Raw genomic sequence first — 14667 nt, 5'->3', positions numbered from 1 at the left:
CCTCAAGGGGCGACCGGGGAGTGATGGTTGTCTCTTTCCGGAAGGCTTGCGGAAATCGTGGACCGCCGATCGATCCAGGTCAGCAGCGGCGTGGTCATGATCGTGGTGACGAGGGCGACGAGCACCAGGACGGTGAACAGCGACGGCCCGACGATGCCGGCCTCCAGTCCCACGTTGAGCGCGATGAGCTGCATCAGCCCGCGGGCGTTCATGAGCGCGCCGATGCGCAGCGCCACCGCGCCGGGCTCGCCCCGCAGCCGGGCCGCCGCCCAGCAGGCGCCGAACTTGCCGGCGACGGCGAGCACCACGCAGGCGACCGCGAACAGCAGCACCGCCGGGTCGCCGAGCAGCCCGAACTCGGTCCGCAGGCCGGAGAAGGTGAAGAACAGGGGCAGGAAGACGACGGAGGCGATCGGGGTGAGCGTCTCGACGACCTTGTCGGCGTGCGCGGTGTGCGGCATGACCACGCCGGCCGCGAAGGCGCCGAAGACGGCGTAGAGGCCGATCACGTCGGTGTACCAGGCCACGAGGAACAGCAGCGCGACCGTGCCCAGCAGCCGCCCCCGCTCGCCGAGGCGGTCGCCGGCCATCAGGGCGTTGCCGGCGCGCCGTCCGCCGAGCCACAGCGCCAGCGCGAAGACGGCCGCGCCGCCGCCGGTGACGATCACCGGGCCGGGCTCGCCCGAGGCCGCGGCGAGCACGACCGCCAGCATGATCCACGCGGCCATGTCGTCCAGCGCTCCGCTGGCCAGGGCGAGCGAGCCGTACCGGGTGCCGGCCAGCCCCCGCTCGGTGATGATCCGGGCGAGCATCGGGAACGCGGTGATGGCCAGCGCGACGCCGACGAAGGCGGCCGTGACGCCCAGCGGCGTGCCCGCCTTGCGCACCGGGGCGAGCCCGTCGGTGAGCACGACCAGCAGCACGCCGAGCACGAGCGGCGCGGTCACCCCGGCCACCGAGACCGCGGCGGCCGTCCCGGCGACGCGCGTGATGCGATGGCCGGTGAAGGCGTACCCGGCCTGGAACATGAACAGCACGAGGCCGACCTGGCCCACGACGTACAGCACCGGCAGCAGCGGCGCCGGGAACAGCCGGTGCTCCACCCCCGGCAGCAGCAGGCCGAGCAGCGACGGGCCCAGCAGGACCCCGGCGAGCATCTCGCTGACCACGGCCGGCTGCCCGGCCTTGCCCAGCAGCCAGGCCACGCCCTTGCAGAAGAGCAGGATCGCGGCGACGGCGATGAAGAAGGCGGGTGCGAGCTCGGTGGGCGTCACGGGCGGGCCTCCTCGAAGTAGGTGCTGCAGAGCCGCTGACGACGGGCGTCGAGGACCATGTACGTCCCGCAGGCCAGCTGCGTCAGCGCGCGCCCCGCCCCCGCCCAGCGATCGCGGAACGCCTGCGCGGCGAGCCGGAGCCGGCCCGGGGCGCGGGCCCCGGCGGGCGTGAGGTAGGCGGGGCCGCGGCTCGGCAGCGAGCGCGTGTGCGCCGCGGCCGAGGTGAGGATGTAGCGGCGCAGCACCTCGCGGGTGGCGGCGCGCAGCATCACGGGGGCGGCGCCGCGGGCCGGGCAGGCGCGGTTGGCCACGACGCCGTAGGGGATGTAGTGCGCGTCCCGCTTCGTCACCCGCAGCCACCGGTCGGGGTCGAAGGCGTCGTCGGCGGCCGGCCCGGTGCGCTGGAAGGCGAGGTAGTTGAACAGCAGCACGGAGCCGGCGGGCAGCGTGACCCGCTCGTCGACGACGATCGGCGCGGAGGTGATGCGGTGCGCGATGCCGAACAGCGGGTGCACGCGCAGGGTCTCGTCCACGGCCCGGTCGAGCTCGGCGTCGTCGCCGGGGTCCGGGGCCCGGTGCGGGTGCCGGGCGATGCTGAGCAGCACGTGCGCCATCGCCTCGGACATCTGCACGACGGCGGTGTTGAAGAACGCGCCCTGCAGGTACCACGCCGTCTCCCGCGCGCTGAACCCGCCGGGCAGCACGACCGGGCAGGTGCCGTCCTCGACGCGGCCGAGCAGGTAGCGGGTGAGCCGGTCGCGGCGGCCGAGGTGGCGCAGGGAGGTGCCCTTGAGCGCGGTCACGACGTCGTCGGCGTTGGCCACGATGAGCTCCCGGGCCGCGGGCGGGCAGGGCTCGCCGAAGACCAGCTCGTAGTACACCTCGGCCCAGACCGGCATCATGAGGTCCCGCAGGCGCGCGTGGGCGGTGCGGCCGGGCGGCAGCGCGTCGAGCCGGCGCCGGGTGGCCGCCGTGGCCAGCTCGTCGCAGCGCGCGTGCGGCACCGCGAGGACCCGGCGGGTGGTGCGGGCGACCTCGCGGTAGCGCTCCCCCGGCTCCAGGTGCTCCTGGTGCATCTGCGGGCCGGGCGCCAGCCAGTACCAGAACAGGTCGGAGAGGCCGGCGCCGCGGCTGCGCCCGTCCGCGGCCGGGTCGGCGTAGACGCGCTCGAAGTGCTCGGCGCCGACCAGCGGCCCCGGCACCGGGATGCCCTCCTCGCCGTTGACCCGCCGGAAGATCCACTCGCGGACGGCGACGACGGCCGACGGCAGCCACCGGGGCACCGTCCACAGCGCGCCGGCGAGGACCGCGAGCAGGACCCAGCTCATCGGACGGCCACCAGGTCCGGCGTGCAGCCGGCCGGGGTGCGGGCGCCCACGAGCGCGAGGGCCCGGTCGAGGTCGTCGATGAGCAGGGAGAGCACCTGCCGGACACCCTCGGCCCCGCCGGCCGCGAGCCCCCACAGCACCGGCCGCCCGACGAGCACCGCGTCGGCCCCGAGCGCGAGCGCGGCCACCACGTCGGCCCCGCGCCGGACCCCGCCGTCGACGAGCACCGGCAGCCGCCCCCCGACCGCCTCGGCGACCGCCGGCAGCGCGTCGAGGGTGGCGATCGCCCCGTCGAGCTGGCGGCCGCCGTGGTTGGACACCAGGAGCCCGCGGACGCCGTGCTCGACGGCGAGCTCGGCGTCGGCCGGGTGCAGGACGCCCTTGAGCAGGATCGGCAGCCCGGTGATCCCGCGCAGCCAGGCGATGCCCTCCCAGCCGAGCCCCGCGTCCATGGCGACGTCCCGCACCGCGCCGGTCTCGTCACGCAGGTTTTCGCAGGCCAGCCCGGGCGGCAGGTCGTGGAAGCGGTTGCGGTGGTCGCGCTCGCGCCGGCCGAACACGGGCGAGTCCACGGTCACGACGAGGGCACGGCAGCCGGCCGCCTCGACGCGGCGCACGAGCGCGGCGGTGAACGCGCGGTCCGGCTGGAGGTACAGCTGAAACCACCACGGTCCCCCGGCCGCGGCGATCGCCTCGACGGGCATGGTGGCGGCCATGCTGACGACCAGCACCGTACCGGCGTCGGCGGTCCCGCGGGCGGTGGCCACCTCGCCGTCGGGGTGGGCCAGGCGGTGGAACGCGGTCGGGGCGACGAGGACCGGCGCGGCCAGCTCGGTGCCGAACAGGGTGGTGCGCAGGTCCCGCGGGCCGGTCGCGCGCAGGACGCGCGGCAGGAGCCGGACCCGGTCGAACGCGCCGGTGTTGGCGCGCACGGTCCGCTCGTCCCCGGCGCCGCCCTCGAAGTAGTCCCAGTGCGCGGGTTCGAGCCGCTCCCGCGCCCGGAGCTTCAGGTCAGCGAACATCGAGCTGCCGGGCGACGAACTCCGCGAGGGGCCGCACGTGGACCTCCGGCCGGTCCCACCGGTTCTCGAGGTTCTCGGCGAGATGGTGCACGGCCACGATCTCGCCGCCGCGGAGCACCCGCACGACCGGGTGCAGGTAGGCGGCGTCGTGCGCCTGCCCGGCGGTGTCCTGCGCGACGCGGCGCACGCTGATGTCGAACGGGTCGACCTTGTCGTGGTCGGGGCCGTACTCGAGCGTCGTGAGCAGCGCCAGCGGCGGGTCGCCGAGGCCGCCGTCGCGCACGTAGTCGACCGGGACCTCCTCGAGGTACGACACCTGCCCGTCCTCGACCGTCACGACGTCGGCGAGGAACCCGAACTGCTGCCACAGCGCGGAGGTCCGGTTGACCCGCCCGATGATCGCGTCGGCGATCGCCTCCGGGCCGGCCTTCAGCGGCGTCGCCGGCCACGGGGTGTCGTGGTGGCGCGCCTGCAGGATCCGGTGCAGGGCCCGCACGCCGTAGCGGAAGCCGTGGATGAACCCGTTGGTCCCCCGCTTGAAGTCGCGCTGCTGGGTGATGGTCCCGGCGAAGTAGAGCCCGGGCACGTTGACCGACTCGAATGCGGAGGTCTGCTCCGGGAAGCGGTCCCTGATGGCCAGGTTCGGCCGGGCCGACTCGTCGAAGATCGAGGCGTCGAAGCGGAACCCGGTGCACGCGAGCACCCGGTCGTAGCGCAGCTCCTTCACCACCTCGTCGGCCCGGGAGAAGCTGAACGTGACCCTGTAGCCGTCTCCGTCCCGCTCGATGCGGCGCACGTGGCCGTCGAGGACCGCGTTGGCGGACTTGAGCTGGTAGGTGTCCAGGAAGTTGTTGTTGACCGCGCGCAGGTGCCCGACGTAGTGGGTGCGCCAGGCCAGGTGCACCGAGCTCGGGCCGGCCACGTGGATGACGGTGGTGGTCTCCATGAGCGCGTCGGCGGTCTCGAACGCGGAGTTGCCCTTGCCGATCACGAGCACCCGCTGGCCGGTGAAGCCGTCCGGGTCGACCGGCATGTCCGCGTAGTGCTCGGCCAGCTCGTAGCCCTCGATCGGCGGCTCGTAGGACCTGGACATCCCGGTGGCGACGACGACGTGGCGGGCCGCGATGCCGTCGACGTCGAAGAGGCCGTCGGCGAAGGCGACGCGCGAGACCCGGGTGTCGTAGCGGATCCGCAGGTCCAGGCGCGCGGCGAAGTCCGCCAGATACCGCAGGTAGTCGTCGGCCTGGGGGAAGTACCGCGGCGTGTAGCGGGTGAAGAGCAGCGAGGGGTCGTCGCTCAGCAGCGAGTTCCAGTCGAGGCGCAGGTTCAGCTCGGGGTCGTCGGTGCCGGTGCGCGGCTTGTTGATCGAGATCAGCTGCCGGTGCCGCGGGAACCGGGCGAAGAACGCGCCCGGCCGCCCGGCGCCCTCCAGCACCAGGTAGTCGCGGCGGCCCTCGGCCTGCAGCAGCGCGGCGAGCTGCAGCCCGGCCGGGCCGGCCCCGATGATCAGGTAGTCCAGCGTCACGACGGTCACCTCTCGAGCTCTTCGACGGCGTCGGCGGCCCGCCGCACGTCGTCCTCCAACGGCCGGTCGGGGTCGATCGGGGGCACCGCGGCCACGAGGGCGTCGAGCACCGCGGCGTTGCCGGGCGCGGTCGGGGGCCGGGCGCCGACGTACGCGGCCTGCCGCAGCCCGAGCGCGAGCGACCCGACGATGAGCCGCAGCAGCCGGGCCTGGTCGAGGGCCCGCAGCGCGGCCTGGTTGCCCAGCGGGATCACGTCCTGGTTGTGCAGGTTGGTCGGCAGGCTCTGCATGCTGGCGGGCATGGCGTCGCGGCGGATCTCGGCGATGAGCGCGGTCGAGGCGAGCTGGACGCCCTGCAGGCCGTGCTGCCGGCCGGGCCCGGCCGCGAGCATCGGCGGCAGGCCGGTGTTGCGGGCCGGGTCCACGAGCAGGTCGAGCTGGCGCTCGGCGAGGTTGCCGACCTGGGCCACGACCATCGAGAGCACGTCCGCGGCGAACGCGGCCGGCTGGCCGAAGAAGTTGCCGCCGTGCACCACGGCGTCGTCGTCCGGGAAGAACAGCGGGTTGTCGCTGATCCCGCCGAGGTCGGCGGCGACGACGCCGTCGGCGTAGGCGAGCGCGTCCTCGGCCGCGCCGAGTAGCTGCGGGGAGCAGCGCAGGCTGTAGGGCTCCTGCAGCGGGCGCTTCCCCGAGGGGGTCTGGCCCGCGGCGAACCCGCGCATCGCCGCGCCGACGGCGATCGCGCCCGGGTGGCCGTAGGAGCGCAGCAGCCGCTCGTCGAGGAACTGCGGATCGCTGCCGAGCAGGTCGGCGAGCAGGCAGGTGAGCCGCTGCACGGCCCGGTGCGCGGCGCGGGTGCGCACGAGCGCGAGGGCGGTCGCGGCGGTGGTGAGCGAGGTGCCGTTGACGAGCGCGAGGGCGTCGCGGCCGTCGAGCGGCAGCGCCTGCAGGCCGGCCCGGCGCAGCGCCTCGGCGGCCGGCAGGCGCTCCCGGCCGGCGTAGGCGTGGCCGCGGCCGCGCAGGGCCTGGGCGGCGGCGCCGAGCGGGATCAGGTCGCCGCTCGCGCCGACCGAGCCGTAGCGGGGCATCGCCGGCGCGAACGCCGTGTCCAGCATCGCGGCCAGGGCGTCGATGACGTGCGGGGAGACCCCGGACGCGCCGCGCGCGAGGGACCACGCCCGCACCAGCATCGTGGCCCGGGCGACGTGCGGGTCGATGTCCGGGCCGTGCCCGGCGCCGAGGTGGGCGAGGGTGTTGTCGGCCTGGTCGCGCAGGTCGGCGCGGCCCGCGTAGCCCACGAGCGCGCCGAAGCCGGTGGTGGCGCCGTAGACCGCGCGGTCGTCGCCGAGCACCTTGGACAGGAAGGCGCGGCCGGCCGCCACCCGGTCCCGCACCGCCGCCCCGGCCGTGACCCGGATCGGGTCGCGGGCGGCGAGCAGGTCCGCGATCCGCAGCGGCGCCGCGAGGTCAACCTCAGCCGTCATGGGAGGCGACGCTAGAGCCCGATTCTCAGAGCGCTCTGAAATCGGCTCGTTACGGTGCGCCGCATGACGCTGGACTACCTCATCATCGGAGCCGGCCCGGCCGGGCTGCAGCTGGCCGCCCTGCTGGAGCGCGACGGCCGCGACTACCTGGTGCTCGAGGCCGGGACGGCGCCGGGGACGTTCTTCGCCACCTATCCGCGGCACCGCACGCTGATCTCGATCAACAAGGTGTGGACGGGATCCGAGGACCCCGAGTTCAACCTCCGCGCCGACTGGAACTCGCTGCTGAGCGACGACCCTTCCCTGCTGTTCAAGCACTACAGCCGCCGGTACTTCCCGCAGGCCGACGACTTCGTCCGCTACCTGGCCGACTTCGCGTCCCGCCTGAACCTGCGGGTCCGCTACGGCACCCGGGTCTCGCGCGTCGCCTTCGCCGACGGCCTCTTCGACGTCGACGGCATCGCCGCCCGCCGGGTCGTCGTCGCCACCGGGGTCTGCGAGCTGTACGTGCCGCCGATCCCCGGGGCCGAGCTCGCCGAGCGCTACGACACCGTCAGCGTGCGCCCCGGCGACTTCACCAACCAGCGGGTCCTCATCATCGGCAAAGGCAACTCGGCCTTCGAGACCGCCGACGCCCTGCTCGAGACGGCGGCCGTCATCCACGTCGCCGGCCCGCACTCGGTCCGGCTCGCCTGGCAGACGCACTACGTCGGGCATCTGCGCGCGGTCAACAACAACTTCCTCGACACGTACCAGCTCAAGAGCCAGAACGCGGTGCTGGACGGCACCGTCGAGCGCATCGAGCGCCGCCCCGGGGGCGGGTTGCGGATCGACCTGCGCTACGCGCGCACCGTCGAGCAGCCGCGGCGGCTGGAGTACGACCGGATCATCCTCGCCACCGGGTTCCGCTTCGACGCCTCGATCTTCGACGACTCGGCCCGGCCGCGGCTCGCCATCGACGACCGCTTCCCGGAGCAGACGAGCGCGTTCGAGTCGGTCAACGTGCCCGGGCTCTACTTCGCCGGCACCCTGACCCAGCAGCGCGACTTCAAGCGCTCGACCAACGGGTTCATCCACGGGTTCCGCTACGGCGTGCGGGCCCTGCACCGCATCCTCGGCGTCCGCCACCACGGCACCCCGTGGCCGTCGTCGCGGGTCGAGGCCTCGCCCGACGGGATCGCGGAGGCCATCATCGCCCGCGTCAAGCGCACCTCGGCGCTGTGGCAGCAGTTCGCGGTGCTCGCCGACGTGGTGCTCGCCGACGGCTCGTACCTCGAGGAGGTGCCCGTCGCCTTCCTGCGCGACGGCGGCCTGGGCCCGGACGTGTTCGCGTTCGTGACGACGCTGGAGTACGGCCCCGACCACGACACCGTCGACCCGTTCGACATCACGGTGCCCCGCATCGCCGAGAACGACGCGGCCGCCGCGCACGACGCCAGCTACCTGCATCCCGTGGTGCGGGTGTACCGCGGCGCCGAGGTCGTCGCCGAGCACCATCTCGCCGAGAACCTGGAGAACCACTGGGACCTGCCGGCGGTACACCGGGAGCCCCTGTCGCTGTTCGTCAAGGGAATCCTCGCCGATGCCTGACGGGGACACCCGCGAGGACACCCGCGAGGACATCTGGCCGCAGCCGGTCCTCGATCTGCTCGCGACCGGCGACGACCGGCCCGTGTTCGAGGACGGCCCGTCGGTCGTGACGGCCGCCGCGATGGCCGGTCTCGTCCGGCGGGTCGCGGCCGGGCTGCGGTCCTGCGGGGCCGGGCCCGCCACGCCGGTGGTCCTGACGACGGGGGTGAGCGCCGCCGCCTTCGCCGCGACCCTGGCCGCGTTCGCCGTCGGGGCCACGGTCTCGGGGCGGCCCTTCACCGACGGCGAGCTCGTGGTGGACGACGCCCGGCTCGCGGGGTGGCTGGCGCGGCCGGACGACGGCGGGCCGCTCGTCGCCGCCGGCCGGCCCGGGGACACCGCCCGGCTCATCTGGACCAGCGGCAGCACCGGCCGGCCGAAGGGCTGCGCGCAGACGTACGCGGCGATGAGCGCGGCCTGGGCGCCGTTCCCGGACCGCTGGCCGCCGGCGGTCGCCGAGCTCGCCTCGCGGCTGGGGCGCTACCTGGTGTTCGGGTCGCTCGCCTCGCAGGTGATGCTGGAGTACGGCATCCTGACCCTCGCCGCCGGCGGGACCCTGGTCGCGGCCCGGCCGCCCGGCTTCCCGGACATGATCCCGCGGCACCGGGCCACCGGGAGCGTCATCACCGTGGGCAAGCTGCACCAGCTCGTGCGCGCCCAGCGCTCGGCACCGGCCGACCTGTCGTCGCTGCGCGCGCTCATGGTGTCGGGGTCGCCGCTGGAGCCGGCGCGGCTCGCCGAGGCCCTGGACGTGCTCGGGCCGGTCGTCTTCCACGGGTACGGGCAGACCGAGACCGGCATGATCGCCATGGCCACGCCGTCGGAGATGCTGGCCGACCCGGCCGTGCTCGCCAGCGTCGGCCGCCCGCCGGCCGGGCACGACCTGTCGATCCGCGACGGCGAGCTGTTCGTGCGCACGCCCGCGCAGGCCTCCTCCTACTGGGGCGACCCCGCCGAGACCGCCGACGTGTTCCGGGACGGGTGGGTGCGGACCCGGGATCTGGCCACCGTGGACGATCGCGGCTACCTGCACCTGTCGGGCCGCGCCCGGGACGTCGTGATCGTCAACGCGGAGCTGGTCTACGCCGGGCCGATCGAGCGCGTGCTCGGCTCGGACCCGTCCGTGGCCGAGGCCTACGTCGTCGCCCGGCCCTCGTTCGAGACCGGCGAGGCGGTGCACGCGTTCGTCGTGCCCGCGCGGGGCCGCACGCCGGACCTCGCGCACCTGCGCTCGCTGGTGGCGGCCGCGCTCGGCGAGGCGGCCGTGCCCCATGCGATCACCGTGATCGACGCGGTGCCGCTGGCCCCGAGCGGCAAACCGGACAAGCGGGCCCTGCTCGGCTCATCCTGAAGTCGTAGACTCAAGACCCGACTCGTGTCGGAGGCGCCGGTTCGCGCGGTTTCGTACGGTTGGTACATGACCAAGAACGAAGGCAACTGGAGCGGAATCGTCGCCAAGAAGTCGCGGGCGCTGCTCGACGGCTCGAACCTCTACCGGCGCCTCGAGGTGCGGCTCGACGACGGCACGAGCCTCGACGTCAAGGTGGACCGGGATCTGTGGAAGGAGCTCGAGGTGGGCGACCGCATCGTGCGGCGCGAAGGCGAGGAGCCCCGCCGTGGGTGAGCGCAGGGTGGTGCTGTACGAGCTGCTGTCCCTCGACGGCGTGGCCGACGAGCCCGGCGAGGGACAGTGGTTCGTCGACGCGGGCGAGGGCCTGCTCGACAACCTGACGCGGGTGATCGCGGATCAGGACACCGTGCTGCTGGGCCGGCGCACCTACGAGAAGTGGGCCCCGCACTGGCCGGGCTCCACGATGCAGCCCTTCGCCGACTTCATCAACACCACGCCGAAGATCCTGTTCTCGGCGGACGCGCCCCGCTACGACTGGGCGGCGACCACGCACGTCACGGGTCCGGCGGCGCCGTACGTCGCCGAGCTCAAGCGCGCCCGCGGCGGCGACATCGGCATCCACGGCAGCCTGACGCTGGCGCGCGCGCTGCTGCGCGAGCACCTCGTCGACGAGCTGCGCCTCGTCGTCTCGCCCAGCCTCGCCGGCCCGGGCGCGCGGCTGTTCGACGACGCCGGCGGCCTGCAACGCTTCGAACTCGTCGACGCCGACCGCTCGGGCGGCTGCCTGCTGCTGCACTACCGCCGGCACACGTCCCCGGGCTGAGCGCCCGGCGCCTCGGCGGCGTCAGGCCCGCGTGAACCGCGGCACCATCGCCGCGTGCCGCCCCGGCAGCAGCTCCAGGCACCGCCGATGCGCCTCCTCGGGCGACATCGACGACACCACCGCCGTCAGCTCGGGGCCGTCGACGCGCGCCACCCGCGGCCCGAGCGCGTCGTCCACGAGCCGCTGCACCTCGGCGAGGTCGACCCAGCACCCGTCGACCAGCTGCCAGCCCGGCGGCCGGTCCAGCGGCGCCATCGCCAGGGCCACGGCGATCTCCGGCGCGTCCAGGTCCCGCCCGGCCGCGGCCAGCAGGAGGCGCTCCAGGGCCAGCAGCAGCTCCCGCGCCTCGGCCGGGCTCACGCGGCCGGTGTCGCCGGTCCACACGCGGGCCACCATCAGCTCGTCGGCCCGGCCGAGGTCGAAGCGCAGCAGGATGTTCGTCGGCGGCATCTCCACCCAGAGCAGATCGGTCGGGGGCGGCTCGGAGGCGTTATCCGGGACGTCGAAGCCCCGGGTGTCCACGATGACGCTGTTGAACATGGGCTCGAAGCTGGGCGCCACGCCCCGGGCTGCCATCCGGGTGCGGGTGCCCTCGTCCTGGCGGTACACGTGATAGGCCCCGTGCACGCCCGCCTGCAGCACGGCGCCGAACGCGCGGCGGACCAGCTCGTCGAAGCCCGCCCCCGCGGTGTCCACGGCCACGAACGTCGCCTGGGCCAGCGTGCCGACGAAGTCGCGCAGCCCGGACTCGAAGCGGTTGGCCGAGAGCATCACGAAACGGCAGATGTCGTACGCGCTGCGCCGCGACAGCAGCGCACACCACGCGGCCAGCACGATCGTCGGGCGGCTCACCCGCGTCCGGGCGGCGATCCGGTCGAGGGCCCGGGCCGCCGCGGCCGAGGACATGCCGCACGCGCCCGACCCACCGGCGGCCGCGACCCGCGGGCGCGCGTAGAGGTGCGCCGGCGCCGCCTCCACGTGCCGGAACCAGTGCCGCAGCGCCTGTTCCTGGCGCCGCCGCCGGGCCGGGGACCGCTCGGCCTCGGCCCGGTCGAGCGGCTGCAGCTCGACCTCGGGCAGCGCGACGCCCCGCAGCAGGTCGCCGAACTCCCGCTCCAGCACCATGAGCGCCTGGAAGTCCACGGCGATGTGCGAGTAGGCGGCGGCCAGCTCCGTCACGAAGCCCCCGGACACGGTGGCCGCGAAGCGCACCGGCTCGTCGGCGGATACCCCGCCGGGAGCCGCGGACGGGCCCACCGTCAGCGGGACCGTGCCGCTCGCCCGGACCTCCTGGGCGCCGGGGTCGCCCAGGACGTACCGGCTGCGCAGCCCCTCGTGCCGGCTGACGAGCGCGCCGAGCGCCGCCACGACCGCGTCGAGCGTCGTGCCGGGCGGGACCGGCAGATGCTGGTAGAGCCGGGCCGCCGGGGCGTCCGGGGCGTCCGCGAGCCACTTGGCCACATTGAGCTGACCGACGGTGAGCGGTCCGGAGACGGAGCGTTGCCCGCGGAACCCCACGGGGATCACCTGCACCATGGGTGCCGATGGTGCGCATCGCATCGAGAGATCACCATCGACCGGCCGGACCACCCGTTTTTCGAAAACCCGACAAACCGCGGGCTTTGGTCCTGGTTGCGGCCGATTCGGCGGTACCGCGGCACGGTGGATCTCGGGTAGTGTGCGCGAGGCATTCGGCGAGAGGACGAGGACCATGACGCAGAACGGGATGCGACAGTACGACGACCGCATGGCGGGCCCCGGCGTCATGCAGCAGCCGGGCGAGGTGCCCCCGGGCATGGCCGGCGACCAGGCCAAGGCGCTCGCGGTGCTCACCATGGCGCAGCGCACCGCCGAGGAGCACATCAACACGGCGATCACCGAGGCCGAGCAGATCCGGGCCGAGGCGCACGCCAACGCCAACGCGATCATCAACGACGCCCAGGCCCAGGCCGGCGCCCTGCGCGAGGAGGCCGAGAAGATCCTCGGCCGGGCCCGCAGCGCCGCCGAGAAGATCGCCCGCGAGGCCGAGGCGTATGCGGCCGACACCGAGCGCAACGCCGGCGAGGGCCTCGCCGACGCCCAGGCCCGCGCCGAGGACATCGTGCGCGAGGCCCAGGACAACGCCTACGACATCAAGCAGCGCGCCGAGCAGATCTACGAGGACGTCGTCGGCGGCCTCACCTCGAAGCGGCAGGCGCTCCAGCAGCAGATCGAGGCGCTGGAGCGCTTCGACCAGGAGTACCGCTCCCGCCTCACCGGTTTCATGCAGCAGCAGATGCGCGCCCTGTGGGTCGGGCAGCCGCAGGTCGCCGCGGCGCAGCAGCAGGAGTTCCAGGAGAGCGCGGCGGTCGCGGGTGAGCTGCTGCCGGCCCAGCGCGGCGCGCACGAGGACGAGCGGGACCCGCAACCCGCCGAGTAGGGCGAATTCTCAGCTTCGACCGGCTAGCTTGCGCCGCGTGGAGCGGATCGAGTGCCAATGGTGCCGGCTGCAGAACGCGCCCGGGGCCACATCCTGCATGACGTGCGGCGCGCCGCTCGACGTCGCGAACCTGGTGAGCGACTCGGGCTGGCGCGAGGCGCCCCGGCTGCGAGACATGACCGAGTTCCGGTTCTCCAACTCCGTCGCGCAGGTCGAGGGCGAGCTCGTCCCCGTCATCGACATGGCGCTCGCGCCCGGTGACGCGGTGTACTTCGAGCACCACGTCCTGCTGTGGAAGGACGAGCAGACCCCGGTCACCGCGATGCCGACGGGCGGGGGCATGCGCCGCGTGTTCGGCGGCATGCCCTTCGTGCTGACCCTCGCGCACGGGCCCGGCCGCGTCGCGTTCTCCCGCGACTCCCCCGGCGAGCTCGTCGTGCTGCCGCTGCACCCGGGCATGGAGCTCGACGTGCGCGGACACGCGTTCCTGCTCGCCACGCACACCGTCGGCTACGACTTCATCCGCATCCAGGGCCTGGCCAACGTGCTGCACGGCGGGAACGGGATGTACCTCGACCGGTTCGTCACGCAGTCCGCGCCCGGGCTGCTGGTGCTGCACGGCTACGGCAACGTCTTCGAGCGGTTCCTGCGCCCCGGCGAGAAGATCCTCGTCGAGCCGGGCGGGTTCCTCTACAAGGACGCCTCCGTCGGCATGCAGGCGGTGCAGATGCCGGTGAAGACCGGGCTCATGCGCCGCGGCATGTACCTGGCGGAGATGACCGGCCCGGGCCGGGTGGGCATCCAGTCGATGTACGTCCACCACCACGCGGAGTGAGGGCGCGATGAGCACGGGTGTCCCCGAGGGCTGGACCGTCTGCCGCTTCTGCCGCATGGCCCACCCGCCCGCCGGGCCGTCGTGCCCGAGCTGCGGCGCGGCGCTGGACGTGCGCCAGGTCAGGACCCGCTCCGGCTGGATCGAGCAGCCGCCGATCAAGGACATGGCCCGCATCCAGTTCGGCCAGTCCCGCGTGCAGATCGAGGGCAAGTACGTCCCCGTCGCCGACTTCACCCTCTCCGGCCAGGAGTGGATCTACTTCTCGCACCACGCGCTGCTGTGGACCGAGCCGGGCGTGCGGCTGGGCAACACCTCGCTCGCCGGCGGCTGGAACCGGATGCTCGCCGGGCTGCCGCTGATCATGGTGGAGGCCCGGGGCGCGGGCCGGCTGGCGCTGTCCGGCGACTCCCCGGGCGAGCTGATCGCGCTGCCGCTGATCCCGGGCCGGCACGTGTGGACCCGCGAGCACCGGTTCCTCACCGCGACCGGGAACATCACCTACACCTGGCAGCCGACCGGCATCTGGTACGACACGGGCACCGGCGACGACCGCGAGACGCACTATCCGCTGGGGCAGTACGGCGACCTGTTCTCCGCCCAGCAGGGCCCGGGGCTGCTCCTGCTGCACTCGCCGGGCAACACGTTCCTGCGCGACCTCGCGCCGGGCGAGACGATCCTGGTGCAGCCGGGGGCGCTGCTGTACCGGGACGTGTCGGTCCAGGCGCACCTGCACCTGGAGTATCCGCGCGGCACCCAGCGCGTCTCGTGGCGCTCGTCGTTCAGCCAGCGCAACATCTGGCTGCGGCTGATCGGCCCCGGGCGGGTCGCGGTCTCCTCGGTGTTCCATCACACCAGCTCGGAGAGCATCACGCGCAACTCCGCCGCGACCGTCCAGCGCTGGTAAGTTTCAGGAGAACTTGACAACTATCGATGTCTCGGACTCGAATGTGTGAGCGCTCACATTCGAGGCGATACCG

Annotated in this window: 13 protein-coding genes; 7 read left to right on the top strand and 6 right to left on the bottom strand. The window is 74.0% G+C overall.

All coding sequences use genetic code 11. The features are described from left to right. Window positions 1-2 precede the first annotated feature (2 nt). Genes AC6JBM_RS03380 through AC6JBM_RS03360 form a run of 5 tightly spaced genes read right to left on the bottom strand, consistent with a single transcriptional unit; the run spans window position 3 to window position 6633 of the window. On the bottom strand, window positions 3-1274 hold the full coding sequence (locus AC6JBM_RS03380) for a cation:proton antiporter (protein WP_497982142.1): 1272 nt from the start codon (window positions 1272-1274) through the stop codon (window positions 3-5). Then, window positions 1271-2602 carry a cytochrome P450 gene (locus AC6JBM_RS03375; RefSeq protein ID WP_497982141.1) on the bottom strand — a complete coding sequence of 444 codons (1332 nt, stop codon included), beginning with the start codon at window positions 2600-2602 and terminating at the stop codon, window positions 1271-1273. The genes AC6JBM_RS03380 and AC6JBM_RS03375 overlap by 4 nt, the downstream gene beginning before the upstream one ends. Next, entirely contained in the window at window positions 2599-3624 is a 1026-nt protein-coding gene (locus AC6JBM_RS03370; RefSeq protein ID WP_497982140.1) for an alpha-hydroxy acid oxidase, read from the bottom strand. The genes AC6JBM_RS03375 and AC6JBM_RS03370 overlap by 4 nt, the downstream gene beginning before the upstream one ends. Next, complete coding sequence (locus AC6JBM_RS03365; protein WP_497982139.1) at window positions 3614-5149, bottom strand: NAD(P)-binding domain-containing protein; 1536 nt, start codon at window positions 5147-5149, stop codon at window positions 3614-3616. The genes AC6JBM_RS03370 and AC6JBM_RS03365 overlap by 11 nt, the downstream gene beginning before the upstream one ends. 5 nt (window positions 5150-5154) lie before the next feature. Continuing rightward, entirely contained in the window at window positions 5155-6633 is a 1479-nt protein-coding gene (locus tag AC6JBM_RS03360; protein WP_497982138.1) for an aromatic amino acid ammonia-lyase, read from the bottom strand. A gap of 63 nt (window positions 6634-6696) precedes the next feature. On the opposite strand from AC6JBM_RS03360, the gene AC6JBM_RS03355 reads away from it, so the two are divergent. The 4 genes from AC6JBM_RS03355 to AC6JBM_RS03340 all read left to right on the top strand — a co-directional run bounded on the left by AC6JBM_RS03355 (window position 6697) and on the right by AC6JBM_RS03340 (window position 10436). Continuing rightward, complete coding sequence (locus tag AC6JBM_RS03355; protein WP_497982137.1) at window positions 6697-8223, top strand: NAD(P)-binding domain-containing protein; 1527 nt, start codon at window positions 6697-6699, stop codon at window positions 8221-8223. Beyond that, window positions 8216-9613 (top strand): class I adenylate-forming enzyme family protein, encoded by a 1398-nt coding sequence (locus AC6JBM_RS03350; protein WP_497982136.1) that lies wholly within the window; start codon window positions 8216-8218, stop codon window positions 9611-9613. The genes AC6JBM_RS03355 and AC6JBM_RS03350 overlap by 8 nt, the downstream gene beginning before the upstream one ends. A gap of 66 nt (window positions 9614-9679) precedes the next feature. Next, entirely contained in the window at window positions 9680-9886 is a 207-nt protein-coding gene (locus tag AC6JBM_RS03345) for a DUF7489 domain-containing protein (protein WP_497982135.1), read from the top strand. Beyond that, entirely contained in the window at window positions 9879-10436 is a 558-nt protein-coding gene (locus AC6JBM_RS03340) for a dihydrofolate reductase family protein (RefSeq protein WP_497982134.1), read from the top strand. Before AC6JBM_RS03345 ends, AC6JBM_RS03340 begins: the two co-directional genes overlap by 8 nt. A gap of 21 nt (window positions 10437-10457) precedes the next feature. Here the strand turns inward: AC6JBM_RS03340 and AC6JBM_RS03335 are convergent, their stop codons facing one another. Beyond that, on the bottom strand, window positions 10458-11972 hold the full coding sequence (locus AC6JBM_RS03335) for a condensation domain-containing protein (RefSeq protein ID WP_497982133.1): 1515 nt from the start codon (window positions 11970-11972) through the stop codon (window positions 10458-10460). 175 nt (window positions 11973-12147) lie between these two features. Between AC6JBM_RS03335 and AC6JBM_RS03330 the strand changes: the two genes are divergently transcribed. The 3 genes from AC6JBM_RS03330 to AC6JBM_RS03320 are packed head-to-tail and all read left to right on the top strand — an operon-like array spanning window position 12148 to window position 14594. Next, window positions 12148-12855 (top strand): DivIVA domain-containing protein, encoded by a 708-nt coding sequence (locus AC6JBM_RS03330; protein WP_497982132.1) that lies wholly within the window; start codon window positions 12148-12150, stop codon window positions 12853-12855. A 37-nt stretch (window positions 12856-12892) separates the two neighbouring features. After that, window positions 12893-13690, top strand: a complete 798-nt coding sequence (locus tag AC6JBM_RS03325; RefSeq protein WP_350614226.1) for an AIM24 family protein — start codon at window positions 12893-12895, stop codon at window positions 13688-13690. A gap of 7 nt (window positions 13691-13697) precedes the next feature. Then, window positions 13698-14594 (top strand): AIM24 family protein, encoded by an 897-nt coding sequence (locus AC6JBM_RS03320; protein WP_497982131.1) that lies wholly within the window; start codon window positions 13698-13700, stop codon window positions 14592-14594. Window positions 14595-14667: the final 73 nt, after the last annotated feature.

Source organism: Dactylosporangium thailandense (assembly GCF_059739745.1).
This window is presented reverse-complemented; position numbering and strand designations above follow the sequence as displayed.

Excerpts from the sequence above, each read along its gene's own strand:
- AC6JBM_RS03360 (WP_497982138.1), bottom strand. The coding sequence starts at position 6,633 with ATGACGGCTGAGGTTGACCTCGCGGCGCCGCTGCGGATCGCGGACCTG.
- AC6JBM_RS03335 (WP_497982133.1), bottom strand. The coding sequence starts at position 11,972 with ATGGTGCAGGTGATCCCCGTGGGGTTCCGCGGGCAACGCTCCGTCTCC.
- AC6JBM_RS03345 (WP_497982135.1), top strand. The coding sequence starts at position 9,680 with ATGACCAAGAACGAAGGCAACTGGAGCGGAATCGTCGCCAAGAAGTCG.
- AC6JBM_RS03355 (WP_497982137.1), top strand. The coding sequence starts at position 6,697 with ATGACGCTGGACTACCTCATCATCGGAGCCGGCCCGGCCGGGCTGCAG.
- AC6JBM_RS03330 (WP_497982132.1), top strand. The coding sequence starts at position 12,148 with ATGACGCAGAACGGGATGCGACAGTACGACGACCGCATGGCGGGCCCC.
- AC6JBM_RS03350 (WP_497982136.1), top strand. The coding sequence starts at position 8,216 with ATGCCTGACGGGGACACCCGCGAGGACACCCGCGAGGACATCTGGCCG.
- AC6JBM_RS03320 (WP_497982131.1), top strand. The coding sequence starts at position 13,698 with ATGAGCACGGGTGTCCCCGAGGGCTGGACCGTCTGCCGCTTCTGCCGC.
- AC6JBM_RS03375 (WP_497982141.1), bottom strand. The coding sequence starts at position 2,602 with ATGAGCTGGGTCCTGCTCGCGGTCCTCGCCGGCGCGCTGTGGACGGTG.
- AC6JBM_RS03370 (WP_497982140.1), bottom strand. The coding sequence starts at position 3,624 with ATGTTCGCTGACCTGAAGCTCCGGGCGCGGGAGCGGCTCGAACCCGCG.